General features: G+C 65.2%; 15 protein-coding genes. 9 read left to right on the top strand and 6 right to left on the bottom strand.

Annotated elements, in window-relative coordinates:
* Window positions 1-31: 31 nt before the first annotated feature.
* The 4 genes from ftsY to KJJ24_RS11660 are packed head-to-tail and all read right to left on the bottom strand — an operon-like array spanning window position 32 to window position 3,628.
* Window positions 32-1,531, bottom strand: a complete 1,500-nt coding sequence (gene ftsY, locus KJJ24_RS11675; protein ID WP_214338903.1) for a signal recognition particle-docking protein FtsY — start codon at window positions 1,529-1,531, stop codon at window positions 32-34.
* Between the two features lie 14 nt (window positions 1,532-1,545).
* Window positions 1,546-2,172, bottom strand: a complete 627-nt coding sequence (nusB, locus tag KJJ24_RS11670; protein ID WP_214338902.1) for a transcription antitermination factor NusB — start codon at window positions 2,170-2,172, stop codon at window positions 1,546-1,548.
* Window positions 2,172-2,921, bottom strand: a complete 750-nt coding sequence (locus KJJ24_RS11665) for a DUF502 domain-containing protein (protein WP_214338900.1) — start codon at window positions 2,919-2,921, stop codon at window positions 2,172-2,174. The genes nusB and KJJ24_RS11665 overlap by 1 nt, the downstream gene beginning before the upstream one ends.
* 56 nt (window positions 2,922-2,977) lie before the next feature.
* Window positions 2,978-3,628, bottom strand: a complete 651-nt coding sequence (locus tag KJJ24_RS11660) for an HpsJ family protein (RefSeq protein WP_250544721.1) — start codon at window positions 3,626-3,628, stop codon at window positions 2,978-2,980.
* Window positions 3,629-3,663: 35 nt separating this feature from the next.
* On the opposite strand from KJJ24_RS11660, the gene queG reads away from it, so the two are divergent.
* The 3 genes from queG to KJJ24_RS11645 are packed head-to-tail and all read left to right on the top strand — an operon-like array spanning window position 3,664 to window position 8,074.
* Window positions 3,664-4,602, top strand: a complete 939-nt coding sequence (gene queG, locus KJJ24_RS11655; protein WP_250544719.1) for a tRNA epoxyqueuosine(34) reductase QueG — start codon at window positions 3,664-3,666, stop codon at window positions 4,600-4,602.
* Window positions 4,603-4,628: 26 nt separating this feature from the next.
* Window positions 4,629-5,516 (top strand): tetratricopeptide repeat protein, encoded by an 888-nt coding sequence (locus KJJ24_RS11650; protein ID WP_214338897.1) that lies wholly within the window; start codon window positions 4,629-4,631, stop codon window positions 5,514-5,516.
* Window positions 5,517-5,569: 53 nt separating this feature from the next.
* Window positions 5,570-8,074: a DNA topoisomerase (ATP-hydrolyzing) subunit A gene (locus KJJ24_RS11645; protein ID WP_214338895.1), complete on the top strand. Its 2,505-nt coding sequence runs from the start codon at window positions 5,570-5,572 to the stop codon at window positions 8,072-8,074.
* Window positions 8,075-8,148: 74 nt separating this feature from the next.
* On the opposite strand, the gene uvrA is transcribed toward KJJ24_RS11645, so the two are convergent.
* Window positions 8,149-11,115 carry an excinuclease ABC subunit UvrA gene (gene uvrA, locus KJJ24_RS11640; protein ID WP_214338893.1) on the bottom strand — a complete coding sequence of 989 codons (2,967 nt, stop codon included), beginning with the start codon at window positions 11,113-11,115 and terminating at the stop codon, window positions 8,149-8,151.
* A 46-nt stretch (window positions 11,116-11,161) separates the two neighbouring features.
* The gene (recN, locus tag KJJ24_RS11635; RefSeq protein ID WP_214338891.1) at window positions 11,162-12,835 is read right to left on the bottom strand and encodes a DNA repair protein RecN; all 1,674 of its coding nucleotides are present in this window, start codon (window positions 12,833-12,835) and stop codon (window positions 11,162-11,164) included.
* A 107-nt stretch (window positions 12,836-12,942) separates the two neighbouring features.
* Between recN and KJJ24_RS11630 the strand changes: the two genes are divergently transcribed.
* The 6 genes from KJJ24_RS11630 (at window position 12,943) to KJJ24_RS11605 (ending at window position 20,275) form a co-directional block, all read left to right on the top strand.
* The gene (locus tag KJJ24_RS11630) at window positions 12,943-14,943 is read left to right on the top strand and encodes an AarF/ABC1/UbiB kinase family protein (protein WP_250544712.1); all 2,001 of its coding nucleotides are present in this window, start codon (window positions 12,943-12,945) and stop codon (window positions 14,941-14,943) included.
* A gap of 27 nt (window positions 14,944-14,970) precedes the next feature.
* A complete protein-coding gene (locus KJJ24_RS11625) occupies window positions 14,971-15,561 on the top strand; it encodes an alpha/beta hydrolase (protein WP_214338889.1) in 591 nt (196 codons plus the stop codon).
* A gap of 63 nt (window positions 15,562-15,624) precedes the next feature.
* Window positions 15,625-16,683, top strand: a complete 1,059-nt coding sequence (gene thrC / locus KJJ24_RS11620) for a threonine synthase (protein ID WP_214343621.1) — start codon at window positions 15,625-15,627, stop codon at window positions 16,681-16,683.
* A 452-nt stretch (window positions 16,684-17,135) separates the two neighbouring features.
* Window positions 17,136-18,266, top strand: a complete 1,131-nt coding sequence (gene dnaN, locus KJJ24_RS11615; protein ID WP_214338887.1) for a DNA polymerase III subunit beta — start codon at window positions 17,136-17,138, stop codon at window positions 18,264-18,266.
* A complete protein-coding gene (locus KJJ24_RS11610; protein ID WP_214338885.1) occupies window positions 18,263-19,018 on the top strand; it encodes an RNA methyltransferase in 756 nt (251 codons plus the stop codon). The genes dnaN and KJJ24_RS11610 overlap by 4 nt, the downstream gene beginning before the upstream one ends.
* A gap of 45 nt (window positions 19,019-19,063) precedes the next feature.
* Window positions 19,064-20,275 (top strand): hypothetical protein, encoded by a 1,212-nt coding sequence (locus KJJ24_RS11605; protein ID WP_250544710.1) that lies wholly within the window; start codon window positions 19,064-19,066, stop codon window positions 20,273-20,275.
* The last annotated feature ends 4 nt before the right edge of the window (window positions 20,276-20,279 follow it).

The following is a 20,279-nucleotide window of genomic DNA, read 5'->3' as shown; positions in this document are numbered from 1 at the left end:
CGGCCGCGAAGTGCCCGCAAGATAGCCGCGTTTATTTGGCCAGCAGCGCTTCCACGAATTCGAAGCTGTTGAAGGGCCGCAGGTCGCGAATGCCCTCGCCAGCGCCGATGAACCGGATCGGCAGGCCCGCTTCTGAGGCCACCGCCAGGGCCACGCCGCCGCGGGAGCTGCCATCGAGCTTGGTGATCACCACACCGGTGAGACCGGCCGCCTGGGCAAAGGCCATGGCCTGCTTGAGGCCGTTCTGCCCCTGGCTGGCATCCAGCACCAACAGCGACTGCACCTGTGCGTCAGGCGCCAACTTGTCGACGATGCGGCGCACCTTGGAGAGCTCCTCCATCAGGTTGTGCTTGGTCTGCAGGCGACCGGCCGTGTCCACCAGCACCAGATCAGTGCCCTTGGCCTGGGCCGCGCCGATGGCGTCAAACACCACCGCCGCGGGATCGGCATTGGCGGAGGGGTTCGACACCACGGTGACGCCACTGCGCTCACCCCACACCGCCACCTGTTGCACCGCCGCGGCGCGGAAGGTGTCAGCCGCGGCGATCAGGCAGCTGTAGCCACTGCGCACGGCGAGATTGGCGAGCTTGCCGAGGGTGGTGGTTTTGCCCACGCCGTTCACACCCACCATCAGCCACACGTTGAGGCGGCCGCGCTCCGGCGCCAGCAGCTGTGCGCCACTGGCCTGGATCGGCGCATCAAGCAACCCCTTGAGCTGCTCTTTGAGGAAGCGGATGCCCTCGGCCGGCTCCACCACCTCTTCATTCAGGCGCTTGCGCAGGGCATCGAGCACTTGATCTGTGGCCTTCACCCCCACGTCGGCGCGGAGCAAAAGGCTCTCCAGATCGTCCAGCACCTCGGGGGTGAGGGGATCGTCGCCGAGGTTGTCGAGCAGCTGGGTGACGAAGCCCCGGCGGGTCTTCTCCATGCCGCGGCGCAGGCGGCCCAGCCAGTCGATCTCCTCCAAGGAGATGTCGCTGAGGTTGCGGCCCTGGGCCGCGAGCACTTCTGCCGACCAGGTGAAGTCGTCGTCAAACGCGCCGAGCTGCGGAGCGGCTTCATCAGCGGGCGCGGCGGGCGTTGCAGGCGCAGCGGTGGGAGCCGGAGCCGGCGTGTCGATCGCACGCTCAAGCAGCTCCTGCTGGCGCTGCGCCCGCTGGGCTGCAGCCTGCTCAAGCAGCGATAAACCTGCTGAAGGGAGCTCGGGCTCAGGCGATGCAGATGGCTCAACGGCCGGCTCAGCAACGGGGTCTTGCTGCGCCTGCTGAACCGGTTCGATGCTTTGCAGGGGCTCTGCACGAGCCGGAGCAGGGGGCGGGGGCGCGGCGGCCTCTTTGTCAGCTTCCTGTTGGGCCTTCAGGCGCGCGTAGGCCTGGCGGGCCCAATCGAGGGCGTCCTGATCAACAGCGCCCACGGCAGGAGCGGCCGCGGCAGGTTGCTCTTCAGCCGCAGGCGCCTGCGAGGCTTGTTCCGGCTGGGGCTCCTCGGGGTTTTGGGGGGCTGTGCCGCGATTGAACCAGTCGTAAACCATGGGCGCCTCCTGAATCAGCCCTTAGCGGGAGCGCTGGTGAAACGGCGAAGCACGCCGTTGATCATCCGGCGACCTTGTTCGTCGCTGTAGCGGTTGGCCAATTCCACCGCTTCGTTGCAGGCCACAGCGGCGGGCGTCTTGAACTGCTCAATGTCAACGGCGGCCAAGCGCAGGATGTCGCGATCGATGCGCGGCAGACGGGTGAGGCGCCAGCCCTCCATCACAGCATCGAGGCGCTGATCGAGATCCTCGCGGCCGCGCAGCACGGCCCGTGCACGCTCCACGGCGCCACGGCGGATCTCGTCTTGATCCGAGAGCATCAGCAATCGGGGCAGCTCGAGACTGGCGGACAGGCGATTGAGGCCCTGCTCAGCGTGGGCTAGGCCCTCCTGCAGGTGCTGGCGGATCCGAGGAAGTTGATCAGCGCCCCCTTGATCCTGCAGTTCGCTATCGAGCAGCTGCTGCTGGGCGGCTTGGAGATCGGTGGCGGCCTGATCAAGGGCTTCGCGCACGTGCTGGCTTAGCGAGGCCTGCGCCTGCTGCAACAGCGCATCAAGGGGTAGATCAGCCGCCGGCTGACGATCACTGATCTGGCCGAGCATCAACAGGGCCAGTTCACGGGCAACAGTGCGGCTCTGCATCAGGCCTTGTTGGAAGGAATGGGGGAATAGGCCGGGGCCCGCAGCTGAGCCAGCAGGCTGGAGAAGCTGCGGCTGGCGGGGGTTTCGCGCTCGTCGGGGTTAACGATGCCGGCCGAGATGATCGTGCGGAAGGCATCCTCCACCGAAAGGTCGAGGTCTTTCACCGAGGCTTCGGGCACCACGGCATACCAGCCGGTGGTGGGATTCGGGGCCGTGGGGATGAACACGCTCAGCATCGGCTGATCAAAGCCGGCGGAGAGAGTGGCGCCGAGCACGCCCGTAACAAACCCGAGGGAGTAAAGGCCCTCGCGGGGGTATTCCACCAACACCACCCGGCGGAAACGGCTGGAGTTATCCCGCAGGAAGGTTTCCAGCAGCTGCTTGAGGGTTTTGTACACGCTGCCCGCCACGGGAATGCGCTGGAGCGTGCCCTCGCCGAATTCGAGCAACCAGCGGCCCACGATGTTGCGTGCCATCAGGCCGATCAACAGGATCCCGAGGAGGGGCACCAACAGGCCCAAGCCCAGGTTGATCAACTCCTGGAGGATCGGATCGAGGGTGTTGAAGGGATTGAGCTGCTTGGGGATCGAGGTGAGAAACGCCAGCACGAAGCGCGTCACCGTGGTGGCCAGCCAGATGGTGGTGGCCAACGGGATCACCACCAACAGGCCGGCGATCAGGTCGTTCTTGAGGTCCTGCTGGAGGCGATCGCCCAGGGGCTGCTCAGGTCTGGGACTGGATTGCACCAATGACAGGCCGGGGCGTCCGGTGAAAAAAGTCCAATTGGCAACTTAGCCAGCCGCCCTCACAAAACGGCCACCACAGCCAGCAGGGTGAAGGCCACCAGCAGCACCACAGCTGTGCCCGTGCCGCCGATGCGGCGCTGGTTGGCCGCCAGGTCGCGGCGGTTTTCGGCTTGCTTGAGCTGCTCCTCAGCCTGATCGAGCTGGCGAGTCATGAAGGCTTGAGCCGCCTTCTTCTTCTCGGCATCGCTGGCGGTGGCGGGGATCTGGCCGGCCTGCTCGCCCTGGGCGATCACCTGATCGAGCACTTGGGGGTTCTCGAGCTGAGCCTTCGCCATCTCGAGCTGACCGCGCTGAGCCAGCAGAGACTGGTTGGCCTGATCACTCACGGCGCGATCACCGCTGATGCTCACCGGGATGGTGATCAGCACAGCCAGGGCCAACAGGCCGCTCACCACCGCCACGAACCAGCGCAGGGGCGTGCGGCCGGGAACGGGCTCATCCAGGCGCTGGCCGATCAACATCAGCAACATGCCCACGAAGGCCATGGGCGACTGGGTGACCACCGTGGTGGAGAGGAGCTGACGGAAGCTCTCCTCACCCCAGCCGTTCACGCTCAGCACCGCGAGGAGCTGCAGCACCAGCAGCGCCACCAGGGTGATGCCCAGCCAACGGAACAAGCTGCCGAAACGGCCGGACGCTGCTGAACTCACAGTGGTGTTGACGCAATCGCGCAATCGTAGGGGCGGTGGATCTAGCTGACACCCTTAAGCAACAAGCCAGGCAGCTGGGCTTTGTGGCGGTAGGCATCGCCTCAGCCGCCGGCAGCGAACGACTGCACCTACGCACCGCAGCCCTCGAGCGCTGGCTGGCCGCAGGCCACCAAGCCGACATGGCCTGGATGGCCGACCCGCGCCGCCGCGCTGTGGAAGCCCTGCTGCCAGGGGTGCGCAGCGTGGTGGCGGTGGGATTGCCCTATTGGGTGGAGGCGGAGCGGGCAGCGGGAAGCCTGAAGGTGGCCCGCTACGGCTGGGGGCGCGATTACCACCGGGTGATCGATGGGCGGCTGCGGGCCCTCGGGCGCTGGCTAGACGTGCAGCTGCCGGGGGTGGGCTGGCGGGCCTGCGTGGACAGCTCGCCACTGCTGGACAAGGCCTGGGCGGAAGAAGCAGGCCTGGGCTGGATCGGCAAACACAGCAACCTGATCAGCCGCGAGCACGGCTCCTGGCTCCTGATCGGGCATCTGCTCACCACCGCCGTGCTGCCGGCCGACCCGCCGGCGGTGCCGGCCTGCGGCGCCTGCAGCGCCTGCCTCGATGCCTGCCCCACCAACGCGATCACAGAACCATTTGTGGTGGATGCCCGCCGCTGCATCGCGTTCCACACCATCGAAAACCGCAATCCCGAGCTACCCGCCGCGATCGCCGGCGCGCTGGAGGGCTGGGTAGCTGGCTGCGACATCTGCCAGGACGTCTGCCCGTGGAATCACAGAGCCTTGAAAGGCAGCAGTGATCCCGACATGCAACCGCGGCCCTGGTGGCTGGATCTACACGCCGAAGAAGCACTGGCCTGGAGCGATGCCGAATGGGACGAGAAGCTGCGCGCCTCCGCCCTGCGGCGGATCAAACCAGCGATGTGGCGGCGCAACATCCGTGCTGCCGCAGCCAGCCCTGGCGCCCCTGCCTAACCTGCGACTGTGATCGTTTTGCATCGATGGCTGCGCGCTGGTTAAAGGTTCTGGCGGCGGCACCCCTGATGCTCTCGGCCCTGACGACCGCGCAGCCAGCCCACGCCTTGGTGCCGTATGTGGCTGTGCCGGCGGAACGCAATCTCGAAGGGGCGGGCCTCGGCATTGCCCAGGCGGCGGCCCGGCTGCTGCGCATCGGCCAGGCGGACGATGCAGCCCGGCTGGCAGCCCTCACGGTGCAACTGATCCCGGATGATCCGCGGGGCTGGGTGCTGCTGGCGGAGGCGCAACTGCGCAGCAATCAGAATGAGGAAGCTGCCGTGTCGCTCGCCAAAGCACGGGAGCTCGATCCGAAGAACGCCGGCATCCTGTTTGCCCAGGGCTCCCTGGCCCTCAAGGACAGCCGGCCTTCAGAAGCGGCTGACCTGATCCGCGAAGGCCTGAAGCTCGACGGCAAAAATGCTGGCGCCTACTTCGATCTGGGCAACGCTTACATCCTGATGGGCAAGTCGGGCGATGCCCTGGGAGCGTTCGAACGGGCCTCAAAACTGCGCAGCGATTTCTGGGAAGCGATCAACAACCAGGCGCTGGTGCTCTACGAGCAAAACAAGGCCGGCGAAGCGATCAAACGCTGGCGGCGAGTGGTGGGCATCAAGGATGCAGCGGAACCCAACCTGGCCCTGGCTGCAGCGCTAAACGCAGCCCAACCCGGCAACACCGAAAGCTTGCAGCTAGCGGCCAAGGCCCTGGCCGAGGATCCGAACTACGTGCTCGAGAGCTGGCAGAAGGAGCAACTCTGGGGGCCCAGACTGCGCAGCGCTGCAGCGCAACTGCTTGCTGAACCAGCCCTCAAGGCCGACGTGGAGCGCGCCCAGGCCAATGCGGGCGCGTCCGACGACCTGGGCGACGGTTAAGCACAGCATCGGTAGGCTGAGCGCCACTTTCAGCCCCCCGGCCTGAGCAACGGATGCCCAAGGCGCGCCCCGATCAGCCGCTGCCGGATCCATCCGACGACCGGCGCATCCAGCCGATCGAGCTGCATCAGGAGATGCAGCGGTCGTATCTGGAATACGCGATGAGCGTGATCGTGGGCCGGGCCCTGCCCGATGCCCGCGACGGTCTCAAGCCGGTGCAGCGCCGCATCCTCTACGCGATGCACGAGCTGGGGCTCACCCCCGATCGCCCCTACCGCAAGTGCGCCCGCGTGGTGGGTGACGTGCTCGGCAAATATCACCCCCACGGCGACCAGGCGGTGTACGACGCCCTGGTGCGGCTGGTGCAGACCTTCGCCAGCCGCAACCCGCTGCTGGATGGCCACGGCAACTTCGGCTCGGTGGACGACGACCCGCCGGCCGCCATGCGTTACACGGAAACGCGCCTGGCACCGATCGCCAACGAGGCGATGCTGGATGAGATCGGCGACGACACCGTTGATTTCGCCCCCAACTTCGATGGCTCCCAGCAGGAGCCCACGGTGCTTCCCGCCCAGCTGCCCTTCCTGATCCTCAACGGCTGCACCGGCATCGCCGTGGGCATGGCCACCAACATTCCCCCCCACAACCTCGGCGAAGTGGTGGATGCGCTGATCGCCCTGGTGCGCAAGCCCGACCTGAGCGACGAGAAGCTGCTGGAGCTGGTGCCCGGCCCAGATTTCCCCACCGGCGGCGAGGTGCTGATCGGTAGCGGCGTGCGCGACACCTACCTGTATGGCCGCGGCAGCATCCCGATGCGGGGGGTGGCCCACATCGAGGAAATCCAACCCGGCAAAGGGCGCCACAAGCGCGGCGCCGTGGTGATCACCGAGCTGCCCTATCAGCTGAGCAAGGCTGGCTGGATCGAGAAGCTGGCGGAGCAGGTGAACGACGGCAAGATCAACGGCATTGCCGATATCCGCGACGAATCCGACCGCGAAGGCATGCGGGTGGTGGTGGAACTGCGCCGCGACAGCAACCCCGAATCGGTGCTGGCTGAACTGCAACGCCGCACCGCCCTGCAGAGCAATTACGGCGCGATCCTGCTGGCCCTGGTGCACGGCAAGCCGATCCAGCTCACCCTGCGCCAGCTGCTGCAGGAATTCCTCGACTACCGCGAACTCACCCTGATCCGCCGCACCCGGCACGCCCTCAAGCGCGCCGAAGACCGGCTCGAGGTGGTGGAAGGCCTGATCACCGCCCTCAACGCCCTACCCAAGGTGATCGAGATGATCACCGCCGCTCCCGATGCCGCCAGCGCCCGGGCCAGCCTGCAGGTGCATCTGGATCTGAACGAGCGTCAGGCCGATGCGGTGCTGGCGATGCCCTTGAGGCGGCTCACAGGCCTGGAGCAGGAAAGTCTGCGCAAGGAAGCGGAAGACCTGCTGGTCGAGCGGGCGCGGCTACGTCATCTGCTGGATGAACGCCCGGCCCTGCTGGACGCGATGGTGGCTGAGTTCAAAGCGCTGAAAAAGCGCTTTGCTACGCCACGCCGCACGCGCCTGGTGGAAGGCGGCGATGAACTGGTGGCCCAACGCACGGCTGCCCAACGCCCCAACACCGAAGTGCTGCGTCAGCGCGCATTCGAGGGCTTGGCGAGCGACGGCCGTCTGGTGATCCAAGCCGATGGCCAGGTGAAGGTGGTGGGTCCGCAGCTGCTGGGTCGCCTGCACCTGGATGAGCCGGCACCGCTGGGCGACAACCCCTCACCGGCACGATTGATCCTGCCGATCAGCGACAAGCCAGCCCTGCTGGCCTTCACCGATGCGGGCCGGGTGGCCCTGCTGCGCTGGGAGTTTGCCGGCCAGCAGCCGGGAACATTGGAGAAATTCCTGCCGGAGGGAATGAACGGCGAGCAGGTGGTGCAGCTGCTACCCCTGCCCGCTCGCGAGGCCGCCGCTGGCGCGAGCATTGGGCTGCTCAGCAGCGATGGCCGCTTCAAACGGCTGCCGATCGAGGATTTTCAGGAGCTCTCCGGCCGGGCAGCTTCGGTGCTCAAACTGAAAGACGGCGTCACCCTCCAGCGGGTGGTGCTGTGCCGCGACGCAGAAGAGCTGGTGGTGGGCAGTTCCACCGGCCGCCTGCTGCGTCTGGCCGTGAATGAGGCCAACCTGCCGGTAATGGGCCGCAACGCCCAGGGCCCAATTCTGCTGCGGCTGCTTCCTGGTGAAACGGTGGTGGGCGCGGCCGGTGTGAAGCCTGAAGGCTGCGTGCTGCTGGCCAGCCGCTCAGGCCAACTCAAGCGCCTGGAGGTGTCTAGCTTGCGTCGCTGCCAACGGGGCGACATCGGCCAGATCGGGGTGCGCTTCCAGGAACGCAGTGATCAGCTGATCGATCTACGCGAAGACCGCAGCACCGTGCTGGCCGCTGTGCTCAGCGACGGACGCAGCCTGCGACTCAATACAGCGGAACTTCAAGCCGAAGACGACACTGGCAGCGGTCAGCACCTTGGGCTCGGCAGCAACGAAACGATGACCGAACTGGTGCCGCTGCTGAACTGAATAGCAGCATCAGCGACCCCTTGAGGAGACGCAAACGCCTGCCAGAGACCCAGCTGAGGATCAGGCAGGACTGATCAAGCCGCCACGGGCTGTGGCGGATGCTGCTCCAACACCTGCTTGAGATAGCGCCCCGTATGAGAGGTGGGATGTTCCGCTACCTCTTCTGGAGTGCCCGTCACCACGATCTCGCCGCCCTTATCACCACCATCGGGGCCGAGATCAATAATCCAGTCAGAGCAGCGGATTACGTCGAGGTTGTGCTCAATCACCAGCACTGAATTGCCCTTGTCGACCAAACGCTGAATCACATCCATCAGCTTATGCACGTCGTAGAAGCTGAGGCCGGTGGTGGGTTCGTCGATCAGATAGAGCGTCTTACCCGTGGCGCGTTTGGAGAGTTCGGTGGCAAGCTTCACCCGCTGGGCTTCACCACCTGAGAGGGTGGGCGCCGGCTGGCCCAACTTCACGTAACCGAGGCCCACATCCACCAGGGTGCGCAGGCGATCTGCCGCCTGAGGGATGGCGGAGAACACCTCTGAGGCCTGCTCCACCGTCATCTCCAGCACATCGGCGATGGTGTAGCCCTTGTATTTCACCTGCAACGTCTCGCGGTTGTAGCGGGCGCCTTTGCATACATCGCATTGCACGTAGACATCAGGCAGGAAGTTCATCTCGATCACGTTCACACCCTGGCCGCTGCAGGCCTCACAGCGGCCACCTTTCACGTTGAAGCTGAACTGACCCACCTGATAACCGCGGGCCTTGGCCTCCACCGTGGCGGCGAACACCTGGCGGATCGGATCAAACGCGCCGGTGTAGGTGGCGGGGTTGGAGCGAGGCGTGCGGCCGATCGGTGATTGATCGATCACGATCACCTTGTCGATCGCCTTGATCCCCTTCAGCTCCTGCACGCCGGAGGGGAAAGGCACCTTCATGCCGAGCTTGTGCTCCAGGGCCGGGTGCAGCAGCTCATTCACCATCGTGCTCTTGCCGCTGCCGCTCACACCGGTCACACACACCAGCCGGCCCAGCGGAAACTCCACATCGAAGCCGGCGAGATTGTTGCGCTCGCAGCCCACCAAGGTGATCTTGCGGGATCCGGTGTCGCGCCGTTCTGCCGGGGTGGGGATCGAACGGCGACCGCTCAGGTAGGCACCGGTGAGCGAGTCTTCCGCGCTAATCAGGGTATTGAAATCGCCTTCGGCCACGATGTGACCGCCGTGCACGCCAGCTCCAGGGCCGATATCCACGATGTGATCAGCGGCGCGGATCGTGTCTTCGTCGTGCTCCACCACGATCAGGGTGTTGCCCAGATCGCGCAGCTTGATCAACGTGTTGAGCAGCCGGTCGTTATCACGCTGGTGCAGGCCGATGCTCGGCTCATCGAGCACGTAAAGCACGCCGGTGAGACCAGCGCCGATCTGGGTGGCCAAACGGATGCGCTGGGCTTCACCGCCAGAGAGTGTCATCGCCGGGCGATCAAGACTGAGGTAGTCGAGCCCCACATCGAGCAGAAACTTGAGCCGCATGCGGATCTCGCGCAGCACCAGATCGCCGATCTGGATCTGGCGAGCATTCAGCAATGGCTCATCCCCTTCGTGAGCACCAACGCCCATCAGCTCTTCGATGCGCCGCAGGCTTTCACCCACGCTGCTGCTGGTGAGCTCATGGATGCGATAGGGCCCTACCCGCACCGCCAAAGCTTCCGGTTTGAGGCGCAGGCCATGACAACTGGCGCAGGGCACCAGCTCTAGATATTTCTCCAGCTTCTGGCGGATTGATTCACCACTGGCATCGCGCAGTTGGCGCTCGAGGATCGGCAGGATGCCTTCAAACGGCCGCTCATACGTCTGCGATTTGCGGTAGCGACTATCGGCCTGAATCGAGATCGGCTCCTTGGAACCGTGGAGCAACACCTCGTGCTGCTCAGGAGAAAGCTCATTCCAGGGGGTCTTGATCTCGAAGCCGAAGGCCTCACCTACGGAATAGAGCAGGGAGAAGTAATAGGCGTTGTCTTTCTCCGCCCAAGGAGCCACCGCCGCATACACCGGCAGCGAAGGATCCGGGATCACCCGCTCCATCGTGAACTGGCGCAGATGGCCGATGCCATGGCAATCAGCGCAAGCGCCGTAGGGGCTGTTAAACGAGAACAACCGCGGCGACAGTTCCTCCATCACAGCGCCATGCACCGGACAGGCGAAGTTTTCGGAGTAGAGGCGCTCCTTCTCCACCCCCTCTGGCAGCTCCTCATCCGCTTTGGGCACCACCTCCACCAGTGCCAGGCCGTCGCCGCGCTTGAGGGCCGTGCGCAAGGAATCGGTGAGTCGTTCTTGAATGCCCTCGCGGGAGACGAGGCGATCAACGACCACTTCGATGTTGTGGGCGTGGTTCTTGTCGAGCTCGATGTTGTCGGCCAGCTCGCGCACTTCGCCGTTGATACGCACCCGCGCGAAGCCCTCGGCCACCAGGCCTGAGAGCAGCTTCACGTGCGTGCCCTTTTTGCCGCGCACCACTGGGGCCAACAACTGGTAGCGCGTGCCCTCCGGCAGCTTCAGGATCTGATCAACCATCTCGTCGATCGACTGAGGCCGAATCGAGCGGTCGCACTCCGGGCAGTGGGGCTCACCGGCCCGGCCAAACAGCAGCCGCAGGTAGTCCTGAATCTCGGTGACCGTGCCAACCGTGGAGCGCGGGTTATGGCTGGTGGATTTTTGATCGATCGAAATGGCCGGGGAGAGCCCCTCGATCGCATCCACATCCGGCTTATCGACCTGGCCGAGGAATTGCCGCGCATACGCCGACAAACTCTCCACGTAGCGGCGCTGACCTTCCGCAAAGATCGTGTCGAACGCCAGCGAGCTCTTGCCGCTGCCGCTCACGCCGGTGAACACCACCAGCTGGTTGCGCGGGATGGTGACGTCGACGTTTTTGAGGTTGTGTTGCCGGGCGCCGCGCACCCGAATCACGTCCTCCAGCGAGCCGCCATTCAGCGCCTGCAGGGCCGCTTTCTCGTTCACGCTCTTGGCGAGGGCGCGGGGCATCCGGGCGGCTCGGGAATAGGGGAGTCTACGGGGATTGGTCGGATGCTTAGCCCGCCCGCTTCAGCAGGCTGGCGGCGTAGCTGCGCGTTTCGCCGGAGTCGCCCCCGGCCAGTTCCGCCAGTTCCGCTTGGCGGGCCTGGGTGTCCCGCAGTTGGGACACCTGGGTGTGGGTGGTGCCGCCGCGCACCTCCTTGGCCACGCGGAAGTGGTGGTCGGCCGCCGCGGCCACCAGGGGCTGGTGGGTGACGCAGAACACCTGGCGTTGCTGGGCCAACCGCTGCAGCAGCTCAGCCATGGCGCCGCTGACGCGGCCACTCACACCGGTATCGATCTCATCGAACAACAGCGTCACGTGCTGGTCCGCCGCGGCCAGGCAGGTTTTGAGAGCCAGCAGGAAGCGGCTCATCTCGCCGCCGGAGGCCACCTCCGCCAGCGGTGCCAGGGGCTGACCGGGGTTGGCGGAGAAGAGAAATTGCACGGCGTCAGCGCCCTCCTCGCCCGGGGCCGCCGGCTCGATCGCCACGCTGAAGCGCACGTTGGCCAAGCCCATGGGCCGCAGGGCCTGCATCAATTGCTCTTGCAGGTGTGCCGCGGCAGCCTGGCGGGCGGTGGTGAGCTCCGCATTGGAGCGGTCGCGCTGGCGACGCACTGCCAACTCAGCCGCTTCGAGGGCCTCCAGGCTGGCCTCAGCGCCGCCGGGCGCCAGCTGCCCCCGCAACTGATCGCGCCACTCGATCAGCTCGGCCAAGGTTTTGCCATGGCGCCGCTCCAGTGCTTTGAGCTGGGCGATGCGCTCCTGCAACTGCCCAAGGCTGTCTGGATCGCTCTCCAGCGAGGCGCCGTAGCGATCGAGATCGCGAGCCAGATCTTGCAGCTGGGCCAAAGCATCGCTGGCGCAGCCCGCCAGTTCAGCGATCGACGGATCCAGCTGCTGCATCGCCGCTAACTCCCCCTCACAAGCGGCCAGATGGTCGAGAGCGGAGGGAGCGTCGTCAGCACCATCCACCAGGCGGCCGAGGAGCGTCATCACCCCTTCCTGCAAGCGCACCCCATGGGCGAGGCGGTTCTCTTCAGCCTGCAACTGCTCGCGTTCGGCGGGATCCTCCAGCTGGGCCGCCTCAAGGTCTGCCAAGACCTGCTCCTGGCGCTCGCGCTCCTGCTGCAGCTGCTGCCAATTGCTGCGGGCCTGCTCCAACTGCTGAGCAGCGCAGCGCCAGCTGCGGTAAGCCTCGGCCGCCGGTATGAGCAGGGCCTGGAGCCCCTCCCCGGCGAAACGATCCAACCAGCGGCGCTGTTGGCCCGGGCGCGCCAGTTGTTGGGTTTGGCCCTGCACGGTGAGATCGAGCAGCAGTGGCCGCAGCTCCTGGATCTGCGCCCGATTCACCGCCACCCCATTCAGCCGATGGCGGCTACTCAGGCGCTCATCACTGAGGCGCCATTCGCGGCTGAGCAGGATTTCGGCGTCATCAGCCTCCAACTCCTGCTGCGCCAACCAGCTCTGCAGAGGGGGGGTAAGGCTGAAGCTGGCTTCGATCACACCGCGCTCGCTCCCCTGGCGCAGCAAGCGTGGGCCGGTGCCGCCAAGCAGAGCGTCGAGAGCATCCAACAAGATGGATTTACCAGCGCCGGTTTCACCGGTGAGCACCGTGAATCCGTCGCTGAAATCGAGCTGCAACTGCTCAATCAGCGCGATGTTCTGAAGGCGCAGTCCAGTGAGCAAGGGGGCGACGCGGCTACAGCCGGGTAGTCGGCCCGACCGTAGCGGCTGTGTCTTTCGTTTAGAAGAGGGACAACACTGAAAGGGCACCCGGGGCCCCAACCCGCGGTATGCCAACCACCAACCGTTCGCTTACGCCCCTGGAAGCCGCCAGCGCCGCGATGCGGCACAACGTGCTGGGCGAAGACCTGGAGACAAAACCCCTGACCATTGCTGCCGTTGACCCACAGCCCGCCGACCTCAGCGACTTCATCGAGGCCTCCGGCTTACTGGAATACGACCCGGCAGCCATCAGCCGCATTTATGCCGGCGCCCCCCAACGCCTGATCCGCCGCGTCTGGCAAACGCTGGTGCCCATTGGGCTCTACATGCTCAGCGTGGCGATCGACTGGCTCACCCGCCGCCTCAAGAACCCTGAGCACGCTCAGGCCCGGGCCAAGGAAGCCGCCGATCTGGTGGCCTCGCTCGGGCCCGCCTTCATCAAGGCCGGCCAGGCCCTTTCCACCCGGCCCGACATCATCCCGCCGCTGCTGCTCGAAGAGCTGGCGGGCCTGCAGGACCAACTACCAGGCTTTGATTCAGCCCTGGCGATGGCCTGCATCGAGGAAGACCTGGGCGCCCCGATCCCCTCGATCTACGCCGAACTCGAACGCGAACCGATCTCAGCCGCCTCGCTGGGCCAAGTGCACCGAGGCGTGCTGCTCAATGGCGACAAGGTGGCCGTGAAGGTGCAGCGCCCAGGCCTGCGCGAGCAGATCACGCTCGATCTCTACATCGTGCGCAACATCGCTGCCTGGCTCAACCGCAACATCGGCCTAATCCGCTCCGATCTGGTGGCCCTGATCGATGAGCTGGGCAAGCGGGTGTTCGAGGAGATGGATTACTGCAATGAGGCCAGCAATGCCGAGAAGTTTGCAGCGCTCCACAGCCACAACCCTCGCATCGCCGTTCCCCGCATCTACCGGCAGGCCACGGCCCGGCGGGTGCTCACGATGGAATGGATCGATGGGGTGAAACTCACCAACCTCGAGGCGGTGCGCCAGCTGGGCATCGACCCCGACGACATGGTGACGGTGGGCGTGAACTGCTCGCTGCAGCAGCTGCTCGAGCATGGCTTCTTCCATGCCGATCCCCACCCCGGCAACCTGCTGGCCCTCCCCGACGGCCGCCTCGCCTACCTCGATTTCGGGATGATGAGCGAGGTGAGTCGTGAGAGCCGCACCGGCCTGATTCAGGCGGTGGTGCACCTGGTGAACCGCAATTTCGGCAAGCTCTCCAAAGACTTCGTGAGCCTCGGCTTCCTGGCGGAAGACGTGGACCTCTCACCAATCGTGCCGGCCTTCGAAGGCGTGTTCGGGCAGGCGCTGGAAATGGGCGTCAGCCGCATGGACTTCAAGGCCGTCACCGACGACCTCAGCGGTGTGATGTATCGCTTCCCCTTCCAGGTGCCGCCCTACTACGCGCTGATCATCCGCTCGCTGGTCACCCTGGAAGGCATCGCCTTGAGCGTGGATCCCGACTTCAAGATCCTCGGTGCCGCCTATCCCTACTTCGCGCGGCGGCTGATGGAGGATCCCGATCCGCAGCTGCGCAACAGCCTTAAAGAGATGCTGTTTGATGGCGAGATCTTCCGCTGGCAGCGGCTCGACAACCTGATCAGCAGCGCCGCCAGCGGTAGCCAGCTCGATCTCGATGGGCTGCTGGATCAAGTGCTCGATTTTCTGTTCTCCCCCAACGCCGGGATGCTGCGGGGCCAGCTGGTGGAAGCGGCGGTGAATCAAATGGATGCCCTCGGCTGGCAAACCACGCTGCGCATCGCCCAGCGGCTGCCGCGGCCACTGCGCCCCCCGGGCCTGCGCAACCGGCTGCCGATGAGCGCCAACGACGCCGAGCTGCTCTCACTGGAGCCGATCCAGCGGCTGGTGGCGATCCTGCGCCAGCTGCCGGGCTTCGAACCTCAGCTGCTGCTCAAGCGACTGCCGAGGCTGCTGCAGGAAACGGAGCTGCGGCGCATGGGGGCCGAGCTGGCCCGCGGCCTGGCCGAACGGGGCGTGGTGCACCTGGTGCGCGATGTGTTGGTGGGCGCTGATCTGCAGCGGAAGCCGGCCTAGGGTCTGGCCAATCCAGCGCCATCAACCATGCCCAGGCTCAGCAAGCGACAGCGCCTTACCGCCGCTGTGCTGAGCCTCGGCCTGATGGGCAGCCCTGGGGCGATCGCCGCCGAAAACGTGGTGTTCGTGACAGGGGCCTTTCGCCGCTCGATTCCGGTGTCGGACCTGGTGTACCTAGCCGACACCGGCCGGGCCCGCGGGCTGATGTCTGACGTGCTGATGCTTGCCCGGGTGGACCCCGCTGAAGTGAGCAAGCTGCTCAAGGCAGAGCTCTCGATCCCGTTGCTGCTCACCAGCCGCCTGCTCAGCACCCGCCTGGGTGAGGCCCTGCTGGCGCGGATCGCGCAGATCATCTACCCGTTGTATGCGAAGCCGGCCGGGGTGCCGGCCCTGCGAGCGGGGGTGATCAATGCCCTGGTAGCCACCGATGGCAAGCTCAGCGCCATCAGCTTCCTCGAGGCCTACCCCGTCGACGAAATGGAGGTGAGCATCCCGGCTCTGCTAGCCGTGATGCAGAAGGCCAAATCCATCAGCGAGCTGGTGCAGTTCTTTATGGAGTCGCCGCTGGATGGGCTGAGGGGCAACAGCGACGCCACCGAGGCGAAACCCGCCCCGTAGATTCGGCTCTAGACCGCGCCCCAGCCACCCGTGCCCCTGCTGCCCTTCAGACGCCGCCCGGCCATGCAGGACTGGCCCGGTCTGATCGAGGGCTACCGCAAGTGGCTGCCGGTGAGCAACAAAACGCCGGTGATCACCCTGCGCGAAGGCGCCACCCCCCTGATCCCCGCCCCGGTGATCGCCGAGCGGATCGGCAAGGGCGTGAAGGTGTTCCTCAAATACGACGGCCTTAACCCCACCGGCTCCTTCAAAGACCGGGGCATGACCATGGCCATCTCCAAGGCCAAGGAAGCGGGCTCCGAGGCGGTGATCTGCGCCAGCACGGGCAACACCTCAGCCGCAGCTGCGGCCTATGCGCGCCGTGGTGGCATGCGCGCCTTCGTGCTGATCCCCGATGGCTATGTGGCCCAGGGCAAGCTCGCCCAGGCCCTGCTCTACGGCGCTGAAGTGCTGGCCGTGAAGGGCAACTTCGACCGGGCCCTGGCGATTGTGCAGGAGGTGGCGAACCAATACCCGATCACCCTGGTGAACTCGGTGAACCCCTTCCGCCTGCAGGGCCAGAAAACCGCCGCCTTCGAGGTGGTGGATGCCCTGGGCGAGGCCCCCGATTGGCTGTGCATCCCCGTGGGCAACGCCGGCAACATCAGCGCCTACTGGATGGGCTTCAACGAATACAAGGCCGCCGGCCACAGCCGCCGCCTTCCCCGCATGATGGGCTTCCAGGCCGCTGGATCAGCCCCCCTGGTGCTGGGCCACACGGTGGAGCAGCCCGACACAATCGCCACCGCCATCCGCATCGGTAACCCGGTGAATAAGGAGCGGGCGCTCAAGGCGAGAAGCGAGAGCAACGGTGATTTCATGGCTGTGACCGACGCCGAGATCATCGAGGCCTACAAGCTGCTGGGCAGTGGTGAGGGCGTGTTCTGCGAGCCCGCCAGTGCCGCCTCCGTGGCCGGCCTGATCAAACGTCGTCACGAGGTGCCAGCGGGGGCCACGGTGGTGTGCGTGCTCACCGGCAACGGCCTCAAGGACCCCACCACGGCGATCGAGCACAACGACTCGAAGTTCCACACCGGCCTTGAACCGGAGACCGCCACCGTGGCCCGGGTGATGGGCTTCTGAGGCCACAACCGAAACGAGCGCAGCCTCCATAGCCCCGCCGGTTGATCCCGGCGGGGCTTTTTGCTGGTTGCTCATGCAGCGAGCCAACCCACAAAGCGTCTGCCCACAACCTGGGGAAAACCATGGGTTGCCCCACGGGAAAACAGAGGCCGACCAACCCCCTGATCCAGGCGCAGATTTCCACAGCAGCGGGATTTCGCGGAAAACGCCTACTTCGCGCCAAACCCGCCGAATCATTCACCAGGCTTGTGGAAACAAAAACCACTGCGGTGCAAAGGGTTTGGTGGCTTTTGCGGTGTTTCCCCACCCTCTACGGCTACGGATTGGGATTTTGGTTTTAAAACCTTTTGATCCGTTAGACGGAGGGATGGGGAAACGCGGGGAAACCGCTCGCCAGGCCCGTTGCACTTCCCGCCCCGTTGTGGAAGCGTGGGGATCGCTTTGCCCCTGCCATGAAGCTGGTCTGCTCCCAGGCCGAACTCAACGCCAGCCTTCAGCTGGTCAGTCGCGCTGTGGCAGGCCGGCCCACCCATCCGGTGTTGGCCAACGTGCTGCTCACCGCTGACGCCGGCACAGGCCGGCTCAGCCTCACCGGCTTTGATTTGAGCCTCGGCATCCAAACCAGCCTCAGCGCCTCGGTGCACACCAGCGGCGCCATCACCCTGCCGGCCCGGTTGTTCGGTGAAATCGTGGCCCGCATGCCGGCTGACAGCCCGATCAGCCTCAGCTGTGAGGAAGGCGGCGAGCAGGTGGAACTCACCAGCGCCTCCGGCAGCTATCAGATGCGCGGCATGCCCGCCGACGACTTTCCCGAATTGCCCCTCGCCCAGGCCGCTACACCGATCAAGCTCGACCCTGAGGTGCTGGTGAAAGGCCTGCGCGCCACCCTGTTTGCCAGCAGCGGCGATGAAGCCAAGCAGCTGCTTACCGGCGTGCATCTAGGCCTGAATGCCGATGGGCTGGAGTGCGCTGCCACCGACGGCCACCGCCTAGCTGTGCTGCGCCTGCAAAACAGCGCCGAGGGTGGGGCGGATCTCGATGTCACCGTGCCCGCTCGCTCGCTGCGCGAACTGGAGCGGCTGCTCTCCAGCCGCGGCGGCAGCGACCTGGTGAGCCTGTTCTGTGATCACGGCCAGGTGGTGTTCCAGTTCGCCGATCAGGTGCTCACCAGCCGCAGCCTCGATGGCACCTACCCCAACTACCGCCAGCTGATCCCTGAGAGCTTTACCCGCAGTCTCAAGCTCGACCGCAAGGGTCTGCTGGGCGCTTTGGAGCGGGTGGCTGTGCTGGCTGATCAGCACAACAACGTGGTGAAGATCAGCAGTGATCCCGCGGCCGGTCAGCTGAGTATCAGTACCGATGCGCAAGACGTGGGCAGTGGTTCAGAAGCCATCGCCGCTGACGTGAGCGGTGATGCCATCCAGATCGCCTTCAACGTGCGCTATGTGCTCGATGGCCTCAAGGCGATGAGCGCCGAGCGCGTGGAGCTGCGCTGCAATGCCCCCACCACGCCGGTGGTGCTGGCTCCTGACGATGATTCGGCCTTCACCTACTTGGTGATGCCGGTGCAGATCCGCCAGTGAGCCTGCCGGAGCAGTTGCTGTTGAGTGATCTGCTGCGCCGTCGGGTGCGCTGCGAGCAGGGGCTCGATCACGGCGCAGGGGTGCTGGCTTGGATGCACCCCCCTGTGCACCGGTTGCTCGGCTGGATCAGCAAGCCTTCGTCGTTCGGGGATCGGCGCGAGGCCTGGCGGCTCGATCAACTGCGCGGACTGGTAGAGCTGGAAGCCTTGGTGCAGGGCCCCGGCGCTGATACGGATCTGCCCACCACTGATCGATTACCCACCTTGATGGAGGCGGCCCTGCTCGATCGCCACGGCGAGCTCATGGGCATGGTGGCGGATGCAGCTGTGGAGCTCAGCACCGGCCAGATCCTCCACTACCTGGTGTCGCGCAGCGATCCGCGTTTACCCGGCAGCAGCCGCTGGCGCCTCAGCCCCGAGCGCATTCGCGATCAACAGCCGGGCCAGGTGCTCACCGCCCTCAATGGGCTGGATGATTTGCCCTTGGCGCGGGCCAGCGTGCGCCAGGAGTTTCTGCGGCGCGGCCGCCGTTGGCGCGATCAGTTTGCGGAAGAAACCTCCCGCCTGCGTGAGCAGTTCCAGCAGGTGGGCGATCGCTTCGATGACCGCTTGGAAGGTTGGTTGGAGGAGGAGCCGGAGCCTGACGACGACGAACCTCGCCGCGCAGTCACCGCCAGGGATGAAGCCTGGGATGACTGGGATGAGGAGAGCAAGCCCGACCCCAACCATCGGGATGCCGACCCTTGGTTGTAGGTCTGTTGGGTCTAGCTTGCAGGCAGCCCTTGAGGCAGAGCTGCCATGTGTTATCGGTGTTTTCTGGCCAGCGGCAACAGCGTGGCTCTGGGTGAATCCCATGCCCTGGGTGAACAAACCCTGCGCACAATTCCGGTTGAGCAGCTGATTGCTCCGGATTTCGAGAGCTTCACCAAGCAGCAGGTGCTGACCGATGGCGTGCTGGATCTCTATCTGCATCGGCCGGCTGGCCCGGTGGCGGTGAATGGGGGCGGCTATGGCGCTCAAACGATCCAGACCGTTGCGATGGATGAAGCCTTTGTGGCCTTCTTCCAGGACGCTGTGCAGAAGCTGGATGCCGAGATCGATCTCGATTTTCGCTTTGTTGACTCGCCCGACTTTGCTGATGTTCGCTTCTACTTCGATAGCGAAATCGCTCTGGAGGGCAGTGGTAATGGTGTGACTCTCGGCATCGCTCTCTCAAATGACACCCCCCAGCGTGATTTCTGGGAGATCATGCTCAATACGCCCGCCTTCAATGGCGAGATCGACTATCTCTATTACGCCGCTCTGCATGAGCTGCTCCATACCCTGGGCGGTGAACATCCCTTCGATCAAACCGATGGAGATGTGTTTGAGAGCAGTAATTCATCCCGCAGCGCCTATCCAGAAGAAACCCTGCTGGCCTACCGCTCTCCACTTGGCGAGAGCTGGCCCACATGGTTTACAGCCAATGATTTGGCTGCTCTGAAGGCCATCTGGGGCGTTGAAACCACGAAGGTGATGAGCCCCACAGCCACCAGCCCCAGCGGTGATCGGCTGATTGGCACCGTGTTGAACGATGTGCTCACCGGCGGCAGCGGTCCCGATCTGCTGCGCGGCGAGCAGGGCAACGATGTGCTCACCGGTGGCGGCGGCCGCGATGAGCTTTGGGGCGGCAAAGGCAGCAATCAGTTCTTCAGCGGCAGTGATGGCGAGCAGGATTGGCTCCTGATCAGCCGCGATGGCTCCCGCAAAACCCGCCGCAACCGCCGCAGCGTGGATGAGATCGCTGAGCTCGGCTCGGAAGACGTTGTGGGCATCCTTGGCACGAAAACCGGCCGGTTGCGCTTCGAGAGCACCACGTTCAAAAGCAAGGCCTATGGCCGGCTGGACGGCACTGGCATCTATGTGGGCCAGCGCCTGGAGGCCATCTACACCGGTGATGAACTGAGCCGCTCGGCGTTGCGTGATCTCAGCGTTGGCCTGTCCGCCAGCTACACCGGCGAGCTCGGGTGAGTCG

The sequence above is a fragment of the Synechococcus sp. LA31 genome (genome assembly GCF_018502385.1).
In the GTDB taxonomy this organism is placed as follows: domain Bacteria; phylum Cyanobacteriota; class Cyanobacteriia; order PCC-6307; family Cyanobiaceae; genus Vulcanococcus.
Note: the sequence above shows the minus strand (reverse complement) of the source record. Positions and strands in the feature narration are given on the sequence as shown.